Source organism: Longimonas haloalkaliphila (assembly GCF_055379825.1).
The window spans coordinates 1,015,325-1,028,327 of sequence record NZ_AP043948.1 but is presented as its reverse complement, the minus strand read 5'-3'; the positions used below and the strand labels follow the sequence as shown (position 1 = coordinate 1,028,327).

The 13,003-nt window shown below is 58.8% G+C and carries 15 protein-coding genes; 6 read left to right on the top strand and 9 right to left on the bottom strand.

Annotated features, from left to right (window positions below):
• The first annotated feature begins 38 nt into the window (after nucleotides 1-38).
• The 3 genes from folE to ACZ48V_RS04025 all read left to right on the top strand — a co-directional run bounded on the left by folE (nucleotide 39) and on the right by ACZ48V_RS04025 (nucleotide 2,345).
• Nucleotides 39-692 (top strand): GTP cyclohydrolase I FolE, encoded by a 654-nt coding sequence (gene folE / locus ACZ48V_RS04035; protein WP_464541836.1) that lies wholly within the window; start codon nucleotides 39-41, stop codon nucleotides 690-692.
• A gap of 112 nt (nucleotides 693-804) precedes the next feature.
• Complete coding sequence (locus ACZ48V_RS04030) at nucleotides 805-1,506, top strand: SDR family oxidoreductase (protein ID WP_464541834.1); 702 nt, start codon at nucleotides 805-807, stop codon at nucleotides 1,504-1,506.
• 296 nt (nucleotides 1,507-1,802) lie between these two features.
• Nucleotides 1,803-2,345 (top strand): YiiD C-terminal domain-containing protein, encoded by a 543-nt coding sequence (locus ACZ48V_RS04025; protein ID WP_464541832.1) that lies wholly within the window; start codon nucleotides 1,803-1,805, stop codon nucleotides 2,343-2,345.
• Between the two features lie 378 nt (nucleotides 2,346-2,723).
• Here ACZ48V_RS04025 and ACZ48V_RS04020 read toward each other — a convergent pair whose 3' ends face one another.
• From ACZ48V_RS04020 to ACZ48V_RS03980, 9 genes are all read right to left on the bottom strand, one after another.
• On the bottom strand, nucleotides 2,724-3,179 hold the full coding sequence (locus ACZ48V_RS04020) for an N-acetyltransferase family protein (RefSeq protein WP_464541830.1): 456 nt from the start codon (nucleotides 3,177-3,179) through the stop codon (nucleotides 2,724-2,726).
• A 49-nt stretch (nucleotides 3,180-3,228) separates the two neighbouring features.
• Nucleotides 3,229-3,999, bottom strand: a complete 771-nt coding sequence (locus ACZ48V_RS04015) for an aspartyl/asparaginyl beta-hydroxylase domain-containing protein (protein ID WP_464541828.1) — start codon at nucleotides 3,997-3,999, stop codon at nucleotides 3,229-3,231.
• 471 nt (nucleotides 4,000-4,470) lie between these two features.
• Nucleotides 4,471-5,319, bottom strand: a complete 849-nt coding sequence (locus ACZ48V_RS04010) for an aldo/keto reductase (protein WP_464541826.1) — start codon at nucleotides 5,317-5,319, stop codon at nucleotides 4,471-4,473.
• Nucleotides 5,320-5,394: 75 nt separating this feature from the next.
• Nucleotides 5,395-6,288, bottom strand: coding sequence for a 1,4-dihydroxy-2-naphthoyl-CoA synthase (locus ACZ48V_RS04005; RefSeq protein ID WP_464541824.1), 894 nt, complete (start codon nucleotides 6,286-6,288; stop codon nucleotides 5,395-5,397).
• Between the two features lie 51 nt (nucleotides 6,289-6,339).
• Entirely contained in the window at nucleotides 6,340-7,764 is a 1,425-nt protein-coding gene (locus tag ACZ48V_RS04000) for an amidase (RefSeq protein WP_464541822.1), read from the bottom strand.
• A gap of 74 nt (nucleotides 7,765-7,838) precedes the next feature.
• The gene (locus ACZ48V_RS03995) at nucleotides 7,839-8,447 is read right to left on the bottom strand and encodes a DinB family protein (protein ID WP_464541820.1); all 609 of its coding nucleotides are present in this window, start codon (nucleotides 8,445-8,447) and stop codon (nucleotides 7,839-7,841) included.
• 18 nt (nucleotides 8,448-8,465) lie between these two features.
• Nucleotides 8,466-9,659 carry a ribosomal protein uL16 3-hydroxylase gene (locus ACZ48V_RS03990; protein ID WP_464541819.1) on the bottom strand — a complete coding sequence of 398 codons (1,194 nt, stop codon included), beginning with the start codon at nucleotides 9,657-9,659 and terminating at the stop codon, nucleotides 8,466-8,468.
• A 198-nt stretch (nucleotides 9,660-9,857) separates the two neighbouring features.
• Nucleotides 9,858-10,028, bottom strand: a complete 171-nt coding sequence (locus ACZ48V_RS03985) for a zinc ribbon domain-containing protein (protein ID WP_464541817.1) — start codon at nucleotides 10,026-10,028, stop codon at nucleotides 9,858-9,860.
• A gap of 37 nt (nucleotides 10,029-10,065) precedes the next feature.
• Nucleotides 10,066-10,263, bottom strand: coding sequence for a hypothetical protein (locus ACZ48V_RS03980; RefSeq protein WP_353564382.1), 198 nt, complete (start codon nucleotides 10,261-10,263; stop codon nucleotides 10,066-10,068).
• Between the two features lie 172 nt (nucleotides 10,264-10,435).
• Between ACZ48V_RS03980 and ACZ48V_RS03975 the strand changes: the two genes are divergently transcribed.
• The 3 genes from ACZ48V_RS03975 to glyA all read left to right on the top strand — a co-directional run bounded on the left by ACZ48V_RS03975 (nucleotide 10,436) and on the right by glyA (nucleotide 12,964).
• Nucleotides 10,436-11,224: a DUF4159 domain-containing protein gene (locus ACZ48V_RS03975; RefSeq protein ID WP_464541815.1), complete on the top strand. Its 789-nt coding sequence runs from the start codon at nucleotides 10,436-10,438 to the stop codon at nucleotides 11,222-11,224.
• A gap of 40 nt (nucleotides 11,225-11,264) precedes the next feature.
• Nucleotides 11,265-11,585: a hypothetical protein gene (locus tag ACZ48V_RS03970; protein ID WP_464541813.1), complete on the top strand. Its 321-nt coding sequence runs from the start codon at nucleotides 11,265-11,267 to the stop codon at nucleotides 11,583-11,585.
• Between the two features lie 65 nt (nucleotides 11,586-11,650).
• Nucleotides 11,651-12,964, top strand: coding sequence for a serine hydroxymethyltransferase (gene glyA, locus ACZ48V_RS03965; protein ID WP_464541811.1), 1,314 nt, complete (start codon nucleotides 11,651-11,653; stop codon nucleotides 12,962-12,964).
• The last annotated feature ends 39 nt before the right edge of the window (nucleotides 12,965-13,003 follow it).

Below are 13,003 nucleotides of genomic sequence, written 5' to 3'. Positions count from 1 at the left end.
CCTGCCGTCGCTTTTTTTGTCCGTTTTGCTGTCTACCCATGGCTGAAAAGAAGATACTTTCCGACACCTTTGCTGAGAACGGGTCCCCTGATTCCGATTACCCCACCCATTATGAGCGCCGCGATCTGTACGACGCGCAAACCACGCAGTCCGTTGCCGGTCATATAGAGAATATCATCGAGCAGCTGGGAGAGGACGCAGACCGTGAGGGGCTTGTCAAGACCCCCGAGCGGGTCGCCAAGGCGTATCAGTTCCTGATGCAAGGCTACGCGCAGGATCCAAAGGCGATCTTACGCCAGGCAATGTTTGAGGAGTCGTACAACGAAATCATCCTCGTAAAAGACATTGAGCTCTATTCGCTCTGCGAGCACCACATGCTTCCTTTCTTTGGGAAGGCTCACGTCGCATACATCCCGGATGGGCACATCGTTGGGCTCAGCAAGATTCCGCGCACGGTGGAGGTCTTTGCGCGACGCTTGCAGGTGCAGGAACGCCTTACACTGCAGATTCGTGACGCCATTGATGAGGTCCTCCAGCCGAAGGGTACCGCCGTGGTCATTGAAGCGCAACACCTGTGCATGATGATGCGGGGCGTGGAGAAGCAGAACTCTTCAACCAAGACCAGCGCCGTAAGCGGTGCCTTCCGCAACCACAGCACGCGCGACGAACTCATGCGGCTCATACGCGACTAACACAGTAACGCAACGTTCTTCCCAGAACATCGATACCCGTTGATTAAGGCAGCGTGGGCTCTCAGTACGCTGCCCCACACGAATTATCTTTCGTAGCTTCCCTTCTACCTGCATGACTGTCGTTATTACAGGAGCCAGCCAGGGCATCGGGCGTGCTATTGCACTTGCTTTTTCGGATGCATACGACAATGCTAAGGTCGTACTGGTTGCGCGTACAGTCGACAAGCTTGAAGCCGTAGCCGATGCCTGCCAAGAGCGCGGCGCATCCACAATGGTCTGTCCTGCCGACGTGACCGACGACGACGCCGTCTCTATAACGGCTGAGCGCGTAGTCGACATGTGGGGAACTCCCGACGTGCTTATCAACAACGCAGGGGCTTTCACCCACGCTCCACTCGACGAACTGACGGCGGACGGCTTTCGTGCGCAGATCGACGTGAACCTGACGTCTTCTTTTGTGGTCACAAAGGCATTCCTCCCACTCATGCGCGACGCAGGTGCCGGACATGTCTTCTATACTGCGTCTGTCGCATCTATCCAGGCCTATCCGGGCAATGCCGGCTACTGCGCAGGAAAGCACGGACTCCGTGGGCTGGCGCGTGTAGTCCGCGAAGAGACCAAAGACGAAGGGATTCGCGTTACAACGGTCATTCCCGGTGCTACGCTCACTCCTACCTGGGATGGTGCTGACATCGAGGCGGAGCGTCTGATGCCTGCTTCTGACATTGCTGACACGGTCGTGCAGGCATACAAACTCTCTGATCGCACCGTCATGGAAGAGGTGCTGCTTCGTCCGCAAAAAGGAGATGTATAACATGGTTCACTACCGCACAGCCTAACGGGCCAGGTTGCTGCGTTCACTACCGCACAGCCTAACGGGCCAGGTTGCTGCAGCGTGGTTCCTGTGCTGAAGTATAGCTCCTTACACGGAATGCACCACTGTTTTCGGCGTGTATGCATTCGGTCTTGTTACAAGTTAGACTGATGCTACAACATCTCATTTCTTTCTTCGTGCAAAGAACGCGTGATCAACTAAGGCGTATGGATGTTCTGTTGCAACTATATATCTGGATATTGTATCACGCAAGTTAACGACCCCCGTACCACATTATGTCGCGTACCTCTATGACTGAACAGGCGCTGGAGCACCTGGAGCAGCTCATTGTGCAGGAGATGCCAATTACGGAGCACCTGCATTTCTCTCTCAAGCCCGAAGAAGACGGGCGACTGTGCGCGTCGGCCCCGCTTAAGCCGAATGCCAACCACATGGGCACAGCTTTCGGCGGAAGCCTAAGCATGCTAGCCACTCTGACCGGCTGGGCCATGATGCACCAGCTCGTCGATAACATGAAGCAACAGGTTGAGGTGATCATTCAGGAGAGCGACATCGAGTACCTGAAACCAGTCTGTGAGAACATCTCGGTCGTCTGTGAACGCCCAGACGAAGATGCCCTCGATCGCTTTCAGAACATGCTCGATCGCTGGGGACGTGCTCGCCTCGACCTGAAGTGCAAGATCGAAGCGGCCGGCGAATGCGCGTTCACGTTCATGGGCCGGTACGTGGCCCTGGCAAATGACGAGTCTCAGCCTGTACCGGATGAGCATTCCACATCTCCTTTAGAGGTTTCGTCTGAGGCGGCCAGACAGGCATAAGCACAGTGATGAGCGCAGCGAAGTCTTTGTGGGAAAGGGTACTTCATCTCGGACACCCCTCTTCAAATAGAATCTCAAACAGGGTTCTTTTTTTGAGAGCCTGTCTGGGGCCTGGTTTGCACCAGGGGCATGACCTTCGGCCCCAGTCCAGCGCCGCCACTCGGAGCCCAAATTAAGAAATCAAAACAGGTTCTTAGGCCCCAGTCCAACAGAGCAGCGCAGAACCCAGATCAAGAAGTCAAAACAGGCTTTAGTGCAAGGTCAACCAGTCTATTTAGGTGCCGTCTATAGGCTTCACGCCTCCTCGTGGTGTGGAGCCGTGCGTGAGGCCCGTTCAGCCTCGAAGAAGTGGACTGCCTCCCGCGTTCACCCTGTACATCACACCCCCACCTCGTACATATCGTATGCAGTGGGATGCATCCCCAGATGCCTGTAGGTCTGTTGGGCACCCGTGTTCTCCTTTTCGACATAGAGCCGCAGCCCGCATACGCCAGCATCTTGCTTGGCTGCCGTGTACACGTTCCGGTATAGCGCTGTAAATACGCCCTGCCGCCGGTGTCTTGGGCGTACATACACGCTTTGGATCCACCAGAACATACCGCATCGCCAGTCGCTCCACTCTGTAGTACACATAAGTGCACCGGCTACCTCGTTGTTGCGCATCGCAACCCAGTAGCGTCCCTTCTGCCCATCATGCAATGCCCTCCGCACCCCCCGTCGCAGTGTATCTTCATCGAGTGGTTTGTCTTCGGTCTCGCGCGCCATCGCTACGTTGAAGCTGACAATTGTGTCGAGATCGGCAAGAGTGGCACGGCGCACGACGATATCGGGCATAACAGGTTTGGTCGAATGAGGAAGACGTACGAGGTGGATGGACGTCCGTTTACGCAGCGACCGGCTCGGCGGCCTTCTCCCGCTCCAGCTTCTGCTCCCACTGCTCCTGGTTTTCTTTTGCGTTCTGCACAAACGGCGACTTGCTGATCAAGTTAATGATCGACCGGTTGATGCGGTCGAGCGGCGGGTCGAGCGGACGCACCACATCCAGAAAAAGGACGACACGCTCGCCGTCGGTGTCATTCCACACCTCATGGTCGTGCGTGTCGTCGAAGAGCATTACCTCCCCCTCTTCCCAGTGGCGGTAGTCGTTGCCCACGCGGATCCGGCACTGCTCTTTCGGACCGGGCACTTTCAGGCCCAGATGGGCGCGGATTACCCCTTTGTATGGACCGCGGTGTGCGGGGATATGTTTGCCGGGCGACAGAATCGAGAAGAAGGCCGTTTTCATTCCTGGGATCTGCTCGATGATCTCCGTGGTCTTCGGGCAACGGGCCGCGTTCTTCTCTGCTTTGTGCCCAAACCCATACAGGAAGAAGGTCTTCCAATCATCGTCGTTGGTAATCGCGGTCTGATCTTCTGAGATCTCCTGAAAGTTCGGAAGCTGCTCGCGGTTTTTCAGGACAACCGCGTCCAGTTCCTCGCGGATGGTTTCCCAGTTCTCCGAAAGCGTCTCGGTCCAGCCAAAATCTTCGTTATCAAAGAACGTAGGATTACCATGAGGCGAGTACCGAACTACAATACGCTCAATAAGCTGCAGAATCGAAAACCCTACTTTCTTAATGACAAGGTCTGCCGTCTTTTTAATTGAGTTGGCCATAGTATTGGTTTTTGAGGCGTATGTGGATAAACGAATACGGCGCTACATATTACCGAAATACAGTATACCTGTTCAGCTCGTCACCAGATAGCAACGTTCAAGACCATCACGTAAAGACTTATCTGCCCATGGCGTAATTCATAAGTGGATCCACAAAAGAACCTTTGATTACGTCATTGCGAGGAGCGCCAGCGACGTGGCAATCTTGTGCCTTCCAAGTAGGGTAAACCGCTCTAACTAGCGCATGAACTAGCGCGTGAGATCGCCGCGTCGGTCGCAAGCTCCCTCCTCGCGATGACAAGGTGTAAATGTATTTTTGCTGACCTACTTATGCACTCAGGCTGTACGCTGCGCCGCACCCACGTTTGTCTTTATACGTGCTGCTTCACGCTATATGTTACAGCGTGTTAGACTTGCTCGGTTGTGGCCCGGTCAACACCGAAGCAAGCAGACGACCCGCCACGCTGTGCTCTACGTTGTGCTCCACGCGGGGGCAAATGCCGGGTCTATGCGTCGTTCTCCGCGCCCCAGGTTGTGTATCGCTGTCATCTCGTCGTTGGAAAGCGCAAAGTCAAACACGCCGAGATTCGCAATTCGATGCGATGCGCTTCCTGCTTTGGGGATAGCCGAAACCTGGGGCTGCTGAAGCAGCCACCGAAGCGTAACCTGAGCCGCCGTCTTCCCGTGGCGGTCTCCGATGGATTGCAGCGTATCGTTGCGTAGCGCGTCTCCCTGCGCGAGCGGACTGTATGCCGTAAACAGGTAGTCGTGCTCGCGTGCATGGCGCAGCACCGCTTCTTGCGACAGAAACGGATGGTACTCTGCCTGATGGGCAAACAGCGGCGCCTGCGCAGGCAAATGATCAAGGGTCTGATTAAGCAACCGAATCGAAAAGTTGCTCACCCCGATGTGGCGCGCATGCCCCGCCTCGTGTAGCGCTACAAACGCATCCAGGGTGCTTCGCAACGCATCATGATCGCCGTCAAGATGCGCTGGCCAATGAATCAGTAGCAGATCCACGTAATCGGTGTCGAGCCGCTGGAGACTCTCTTCGGTCGAGCGGCGCACATCCTCGGGCGACAGGTTTGTGTGCCACACCTTTGTCGTCAGGAAGACATCCTCGCGTGCAACGGGGGCGTCTGCAATACCTGCCCCGACGTCGGCTTCGTTCTTGTACATCTGCGCTGTGTCGATGTGACGGTATCCCATCATGAGCGCGTGTGCTACCCCCTCGCGACAGGCTGGCCCGGTCAGCTTGTACGTGCCCAGTCCGAGCATTGGCACGGCGCGTCCACGGATGTTTTGAATCGTATCAGTCATTGTTGGCAGCTGTTGTGTGTCGTATCAGAAGTATCTGTTCAGGGGATGCGGAGCGTTCGCCTCCCGCTGAAAAAATCAGTAGTGCCACGGGAAATCGCTGTAATCCTGCTCGCGCTTTTCCAGAAAGGCATCGCGCCCCTCCTGGGCCTCGTCGGTGCCGTATGCAAGGCGCGTGGCCTCGCCGGCGAAGAGCTGCTGGCCTACCATGCCATCGTCGATCGAGTTGAATGCATATTTCAGCATTCGGATAGCTGTCGGACTTTTGGTATTGATCTCCTCGGCCCATTCCAGCGCGGTCGCCTCCAGTTCGCCATGCGAAATAGCGGCGTTGGCCATTCCCATCTCTACAGCCTCTTCAGCCGAGTAATTGCGGCCTAAAAAGAAGATCTCACGGGCCCGCTTCTGCCCGACCTGCCGTGCCAGGTAGGCCGACCCGAACCCTCCGTCGAAGCTGGCAACGTCGGCATCCGTCTGCTTGAAGATCGCGTGCTCGGTGCTGGCCAGCGTGAGGTCGCACACCACGTGCAAACTGTGCCCCCCACCCACGGCCCATCCCGGCACAACCGCAATAACGACTTTTGGCATGAAGCGAATAAGCCGCTGCACCTCCAGAATGTGTAGCCGCCCCAGCCGCGCCGGGTCGGCCTCGCCTTCATCGTCAGCGTACTGGTAGCCGTCTTTCCCCCGAATCCGCTGGTCGCCGCCCGAAGAGAACGCCCACTTGCCGTGCTTTTTCGAGGGTCCGTTGCCCGTGATCAGGACGGTACCGACGTCTGATGTCTGACGGGCGTGGTCGAGCGTGCGGTAGAGTTCGTCGACCGTTTTCGGGCGAAATGCGTTGAGCGATTCGGGACGGTCAAATGCGATGCGTACCGTTCCCTGATTGCGAGCACGATGGTACGTTACGTCGGTCAAGTCGAACCCTTCAACGGGCTTCCAGGCGCTGGCATCAAATAGTTCAGAAACCATGAGACACGGGTAAAAGAGTGAGTAGAAACAGAGGGATGCGGGTGCTGGCTCCTACGGTGCGTCGCGCAGATGCGATTCGAGGGCTTCGGCAGCTGCAAATAGCGCGGCCTCGCTGCCCGGTGCCGCAATGAGTTGAACCCCCGGCACCAGCCCCGTACGCGGATCTTGATGCGTCCATGCCGGCACGGTAATCGCGGGCAAGTTGAGCACGTTCGGATAGATGGTCGGCGTAAAGAGTCCGCGTATGCCCGGGCGCGACATGTACGTTGCTGCATCGCCGGGTTTCATAGCAAGCGTACCGTTGGTCGGAAGTAGCACAATTCCGTTGTCGCCCAGCTGATCGCGGATGGTGCGCCGGGCCTGCTGAATCTCGGCCTCTGCCGCCCAGCCGGCTTGCGCATCCGGGCGCAGCGCATGCATAGCTGCAAGCAGCCGAAACAGGTACCAGTGCACGGTAGGCCGGTTGCGTAGCTGCCGCCACGACTCACGGGCCCACGACAGGGCCTTCCCGTCGCGCGTTGTGAGCGAGTCATATAGAAAAGTAGCGTAGTCGCGCACCACCACGGTGAGGTACGCCTGGTAGAGCGCACCGGCGTCGGGCAGTCGCATCGGAGCGCTGCGCAGGCCTACCTGCTCTAACTGCCGGCGGCTATAGTCAACCGCCGCCGGGATGAGGCGCTCGCGGGCGGTCATCGTGAAGTCGGCCGGTTTTACCAGACGCAACGTATCGAGCGGAGGCGCTTCGGGTAGCGATTCTCCGCGTGCCCACTCGTAGGCCTGCCTGGCATCGCGCACCGATCGCGTTAGCGGCCCGAGCGCAAGCATGCTATCGGCGAGGAGGGGCTCGGGGGGCTCTTCATCAAGAAGTGGCCAGGTGCCCGTATCGTCAATATCACCCGAGGCGGGCTTGAATCCCACGATGCCGCAACAGTGCGCCGGATGCCGCACCGACCCGCCAAGATCCGATCCGAACCCGACTGCCACGGCCCCCGAAGCCACCAGCGCAGCATCGCCCCCGCTCGACCCGCCCGGACTCCGGTCTGGGTTCAGCGGGTTGTGTGTTCGTCCGTAAAGCAGATTTTCGGTTTCGTGCGTCATCGCAAGCTCCGGAATGTTACCGCGCGCACAGACCACCCCCCCTACGCCGGTAATCTGCTTCACGAGCGCAGCGTCTTCGTCTGGATGCAGCGTGGGCGCTCGTTTCGACCCGGCTGTGAGCGGCTCTCCCTTGAGCCCGTAGGTCTCTTTCACGCTTACCGGGACTCCGGCCCACGGGCCTTCGGGAGGCGTTTCAATGGCCCGCTGGATGCGATCCGTTAAGCAGTCGGTGGCTGCGTTCAGCGCAGGCTGCACCGCCTTCAGGCGCTCTACATGAGTCTGTAATAGTTCAGGCACGGTGGTTCTACCTGTCTGAACGCGTTCAGCAAGCTCAGTAGCGTCGGGAAACATGCGCGGATCTGCAAGCGGGGAAGCCATACGGCAACAGAGTAATCGGTGGGGAGGAGTCGGAGAGAACGTGCAGCAGGAGAACGTGGGGTAGGTTCTGCTGACTACGAAGCCGCTTCGTCGCGAACCGTTTCAGACGCCTCAGCGGCGAGGCCGCAGGCACGCCTGGCCTGGCGCAGGTGACGGCGCCCGTGGTTGAGCGTGGCCTCAAACCAGGCTCCGATACTCAGATACAGGACGGGCAATGCCGGCGACGCTACACGGGCACGCTCCCAATCGACCCCTTGGCTGCGTGCCACGCATACAGACAGCCGCTGCTGATAGTCGCAGAACGTATCCAGCACCTTTTCTGGATCGGGCTCGGGCGGTGGGTAGAACACAGGAGGTGCTGGAATAGGAATGCGCCCTACAGGAGCTACCGAAGCAATAAAGAGACGCTCATACCAACGGTAGTGAAACGGCGGGTCGCCGTATGGCCCGTAGCGCTGCGCCTTGAAGACGCGTGCCTCCAGCGCAGGGACAAGCGGACGTGCAGCTGCGTTCAGGTGCGCCAGGCACTGTGCGGCCGACCATGCTCCCGGCTCAGGCGACGTAAGCAACACGCCCGGTGCTACCAATGCCCACAGCGTACGAGCATCGCTGCAGAGAGACACAAAGCCAGCACGGTACGATTCGTAAGGGGCAGGGAGCGGTTGCATAGCACGGCCAGTCATGTATTTGACAGAAACAGATCAGGCATCACCAAGCTCTTCGTCCAGCTCAAGCACACCCTCGTTCACCAGCTGTACAAGCAGCTTCTGGACCGGTGCCCGGTCCAAGAGGTCCACCAGGTCTCCTGCTGGGATGCGGGCCCGCCCGGCGATGCGTGGCGCAACAGGCGCTGTCGCTTCCGCCAGTTCGCGTGCGCTGCCATTCACGTAAAGCGTGGCTGTACGATCGTCATTCGGCACATACGCAAGGTGCGCAACCGGTCCGCGACGTAGTCCCGTACCGTTGTTTAGCGCAGCGCGCAGCGCCTCTGGCGAAAGAGACTCCGAGCGGGGCGGGGCATCGCGTCCGGGCGCAGGCGTCGTGATGGTGCGGGCAAACCAGTCGTCGAGTGCTGCGTCATCGGACAGAAGCGACCGCACGCGCGTCCGAATGATCTTCCGGGCTCGTTCGCGATCATAGACCGGCAGCTCTCCAGGAGCCTCTGGGAGGGGGCGGTCGGGATCGCTGTAGCGCGCCTTCTCTGGGATCTGCTGGATCGCATCTTGCACGAAGCTATGCACCAGCGACCGGTGGCTGGGCGCGCGAAACCCAACCGATATGGTGAGGCAGTCGTCACTCTGCGAGATGCCATGATGGGCTACACGCGGCGGCAGATACAGTAGATCGCCGGGGCGGGCAGTGAGCGTTTCGTCGGGGGTGAAGTCGGCCAGCATGCGCACATCGAGGTCGGGCACGATCTGCTCGTCTTGTATTGGCGCGTGCCCGATTCCCCACTCTCGCACGCCCGCAGCCTGCAGCAGAAAAACGTCGTAGTTGTCGATGTGAGCTCCCACGTTGCCTCCTTTCGGGGCATAGCTGACCATGATGTCGTCGAGCCGCCACGACGGTACGAAGTCAAAGTGGTCGAGCAGCGCGGCGGCGCCAGGAAGCAGGCGATCCACCTCCTGCACGAGGAGCGTCCAGTGCGTCTCCGGAAGCGTCTGAAACACTGAGGGATCGAACGGTCCATGGCGCAACTCCCACGGGTGCGTGCCCCCCTCCTCAATGATGATACGGCTCTCCACGTCCGGCTCGCAGGCGAGTCCGGCCAGCTCGTTGGCATCGACCGGAGACACAAAATCGGGAAAGGCATCTCGGATGAAGAGCGGCTTCGACTGCCAGTACGTGTCGAGGAAATCGCGGGGCGCGAGCGTGCCAAGTGGAGAGTCAGGCATATAGATGAGCGGGGATAGCAGTAAAAAGTAAGCGTATGGAGGGCTCGGCGTGACAGTCGTATCCACAATGTTGTATCCATTGTACCCACAATAGAGCAACAGACATTCGGCGGCAGCTCCCACAGCGCACTTACAGCTACGACTTACAGCACTGCCTGCATCATATTGCTTAAAACACACTGCCTAAAAGCGCACTGCCTAAAACGTAGACAGCGCGAACAGAATCATCAGTGCCAGGAAGAGCAGGGCCGCCCAGATAGTTGACTTCTTGCGCTGCGGAAACTCATACCCGCAGTACGGACACACCTCTACGTCGCCGGTGTCTTCGTATTCCAACGCGCACGACGGGCATTCGCGGGGTTCAGACATATGTGGAGCGAAGCGAGTAAACGATCAAGACGTGCATCTACAGACCCAGCTGCGAGGCCAGCTCGCGCATGAGCAGCTCGACATCTTCCTCCGGCATGGCATCCGGATCCATACCTGAAAACGGATCGTCGAGCTCAGGAGATGGTGTGTTTTCGAGGTCGAGCTGGCGCAAAACCAGCGCCGCCACTCCTGTTGCAGCAGCAGAAATAAGAAGGGCTTTCAAAACACGCGACATAGGTAGAACCGGGAATCAGTCAACAGAAGTAAAGGCTTGAGGACCAGAGGCATCCACTCATAACATGAGGCATGCTTCTATGGTTCGGCACATGCGCCCGTGCCCAACGTATAGCGTATTGATTTTTCACTCGACTTAGCCTCATTCGGTTGTGCATCCGCACGCTCACGCTATGAAACGCTCGTTTTGTGCCGGCTTCCATACAGCGTGGGGGCGCATTCTTGGAATGCTGAGCGTCTGCCTCCTCGTTGTGCCCGCATTTGTTGTGCCCGCGTTTGCTGCGCCGACGGCGCCACCCGACGCGAGCGATTCCGCAGATCGTAACGCAGCAGACCGTGACGCAACGGTGGCGGAGCGTGCCGACGATCCGCATGTGACCATTGCAGCTGTGAAATACGGAGGCGGTGGCGACTGGTACCAGGCCCAGACGCCCCTGCCCACGTTTCTGTCATTTGTGCGTGAGCACACGGCTATCGATGTCGCCCCCGAGGGCGAGGTGGTAGAACTCGGCACCGACCGGCTGTACGCCTACCCGTTTCTGGTGCTGAGCGGACATGGAAATGTTGACTTCACCGAGCAAGAAGCGGAGCGCCTGCGGCACTACCTCGAAGAAGGCGGGTTTCTTTTCATTGACGACGATTACGGCCTCGACCCGTACATTCGTCCGGAAATGGAAAAAGTTTTCCCTGAACAGGAGTTTGTGGAACTGCCGTACAGCCATCCGATCTATCATCATCCGTACGACTTCTCGGACGGCCCGCCAAAGATTCACGAGCATGACGGAAGGCCGCCCCAGGGCTTCGGGCTCTTTCACGAAGGCCGCCTGGTCGCCTACTACCTCTACGAGTCCAACATTACGGATGGCTGGGAACCGCCTTCCGTGCACGACACTCCTCCAGAGCTGCGGCGTACAGCCATGCAGATGGGCGTGAACATCCTGACGTATGCGCTGACACACTGACGTTCCGCTCCCTTCCTGTTTTCTCACCTTTACCTGGACCATGCGCATTATCACGTTCATCCTGCTGGCTCTCATCGTGGCGCTCGCGCTCACCAATCCCGATATGTCGGCGTTCGAGAAGCACGTAGAGGATGAGGCCGCGCAGCTCATCCGTAACGAGATCGGCGACGAATCGTGGCTGGGCAATGCCGTCGGCAGCCTTGCCGGAAGCGCGCTTGCTTCGCAGGCCCCCGAGTTCACGACACGCACCAACTACGTTGTAGCCAGCACGTACGCAATCGATATCGACGAAAACGGCGAGCCCGACCTGAAGTGGATTGGCCTCGGCAACCGCTTCTTTCAGCTCGACACCAGCGACTGATACGGGGTTAGGGCGTTCTGCGCCTCCTTCCTTTTACACCCTCCCTCCAACACGTACCGCTTGATATGTCTACCCTCCCCTCGCACTCCCTTTCGACGCAAGACCCCGATGTATACGCGGCCATCCAAGACGAGGTGGCGCGCCAGAACGACGGGCTCGAGATGATTGCCTCTGAGAACTTCGTGTCGCGTGCTGTGCTCGAAGCCATGGGCACGCCCCTCACCAACAAATACGCCGAGGGGCTTCCCGGCAAGCGCTATTATGGCGGATGCGAACATGTTGATGTCGTAGAAAACCTGGCGCGCGACCGCGCCAAAAGGCTCTTCAATGCCGACTGGGCTAACGTGCAGCCGCACTCTGGTGCACAGGCCAACGCTGCGCTCTACCTCAAAGCACTGCAACCGGGCGATACGCTACTCGGCCTCGACCTGGCCCACGGCGGCCACCTCACCCACGGCAGTCCGGTTAACTTCTCGGGCATCCTCTACGAGGCAGCGTTTTATGGCGTTGAAGAGGATACGGGACGCATCGACATGAACAAGGTGCGCGACCGGGCGCTGGAGGTGCAACCCAAAATGCTCTCGATTGGAGCGAGCGCCTATCCGCGCGACTTCGACTACGAGGCGTTTCGCGACATCGCCGATGAGGTAGGGGCGCTGCTGTGGATGGATATGGCGCACACCGCCGGCCTCATCGCCGCCGGTGTGGTGAACGACCCGATGCCTCATGCCCATGTCGTAACCACGACTACCCACAAAACCCTGCGCGGACCGCGAGGCGGTATGATGCTCGTTGGCAACGACATTGAGAATCCGTTCGGCATTACCGCCCGCAAGAGTGGACGCACCAAAATGCTCGGCGAAGTGCTCGACTCGGGCGTCTTTCCCGGCACCCAGGGCGGCCCCCTCATGCACGTGATCGCCGCAAAAGCTGTTGCGTTCGGCGAAGCGCTCCAAGACGACTTTGCTACCTATGCGCAGCAGATCATTGACAACGCCCAGGCGCTGGCTGAAGGGCTCATCGAACGCGGCTACGATCTCGTATCCGGCGGTACCGACAACCACCTGGTGCTGATTGACCTACGCAATAAGGACCTCACCGGCAAGGATGCAGAGCATGCGCTTGAGGATGCGGGCATTACGGCCAACAAGAATATGGTCCCCTACGACGCCAAAAGCCCGTTTGTAACAAGCGGAATCCGCCTCGGCACGCCAGCACTTACGACACGCGGCTTTGAGCCCGAGGATCTGCGCTACGTCGCCGAACTGATTGACCAGGTGCTTTCTGCTCCTGCAGATGAAAGCATCCGGCAGACGGTTCGTCGAGAGGTGCGCGCGCTGTGCGACGCCCACCCGCTGTACGACTTCGCGACTGTATAATTTTCGTGGCCGCACCGCCGTGTGGCTGTCCCTACGTGC

What these genes read in the sequence shown, in the direction of transcription:
- folE (WP_464541836.1), top strand. Translation starts at nt 39, where the DNA reads ATGGCTGAAAAGAAGATACTTTCCGACACCTTTGCTGAGAACGGGTCC.
- ACZ48V_RS04030 (WP_464541834.1), top strand. Translation starts at nt 805, where the DNA reads ATGACTGTCGTTATTACAGGAGCCAGCCAGGGCATCGGGCGTGCTATT.
- ACZ48V_RS04025 (WP_464541832.1), top strand. Translation starts at nt 1,803, where the DNA reads ATGTCGCGTACCTCTATGACTGAACAGGCGCTGGAGCACCTGGAGCAG.
- ACZ48V_RS04020 (WP_464541830.1), bottom strand. Translation starts at nt 3,179, where the DNA reads ATGCCCGATATCGTCGTGCGCCGTGCCACTCTTGCCGATCTCGACACA.
- ACZ48V_RS04015 (WP_464541828.1), bottom strand. Translation starts at nt 3,999, where the DNA reads ATGGCCAACTCAATTAAAAAGACGGCAGACCTTGTCATTAAGAAAGTA.
- ACZ48V_RS04010 (WP_464541826.1), bottom strand. Translation starts at nt 5,319, where the DNA reads ATGACTGATACGATTCAAAACATCCGTGGACGCGCCGTGCCAATGCTC.
- ACZ48V_RS04005 (WP_464541824.1), bottom strand. Translation starts at nt 6,288, where the DNA reads ATGGTTTCTGAACTATTTGATGCCAGCGCCTGGAAGCCCGTTGAAGGG.
- ACZ48V_RS04000 (WP_464541822.1), bottom strand. Translation starts at nt 7,764, where the DNA reads ATGGCTTCCCCGCTTGCAGATCCGCGCATGTTTCCCGACGCTACTGAG.
- ACZ48V_RS03995 (WP_464541820.1), bottom strand. Translation starts at nt 8,447, where the DNA reads ATGACTGGCCGTGCTATGCAACCGCTCCCTGCCCCTTACGAATCGTAC.
- ACZ48V_RS03990 (WP_464541819.1), bottom strand. Translation starts at nt 9,659, where the DNA reads ATGCCTGACTCTCCACTTGGCACGCTCGCGCCCCGCGATTTCCTCGAC.
- ACZ48V_RS03985 (WP_464541817.1), bottom strand. Translation starts at nt 10,028, where the DNA reads ATGTCTGAACCCCGCGAATGCCCGTCGTGCGCGTTGGAATACGAAGAC.
- ACZ48V_RS03980 (WP_353564382.1), bottom strand. Translation starts at nt 10,263, where the DNA reads ATGTCGCGTGTTTTGAAAGCCCTTCTTATTTCTGCTGCTGCAACAGGA.
- ACZ48V_RS03975 (WP_464541815.1), top strand. Translation starts at nt 10,436, where the DNA reads ATGAAACGCTCGTTTTGTGCCGGCTTCCATACAGCGTGGGGGCGCATT.
- ACZ48V_RS03970 (WP_464541813.1), top strand. Translation starts at nt 11,265, where the DNA reads ATGCGCATTATCACGTTCATCCTGCTGGCTCTCATCGTGGCGCTCGCG.
- glyA (WP_464541811.1), top strand. Translation starts at nt 11,651, where the DNA reads ATGTCTACCCTCCCCTCGCACTCCCTTTCGACGCAAGACCCCGATGTA.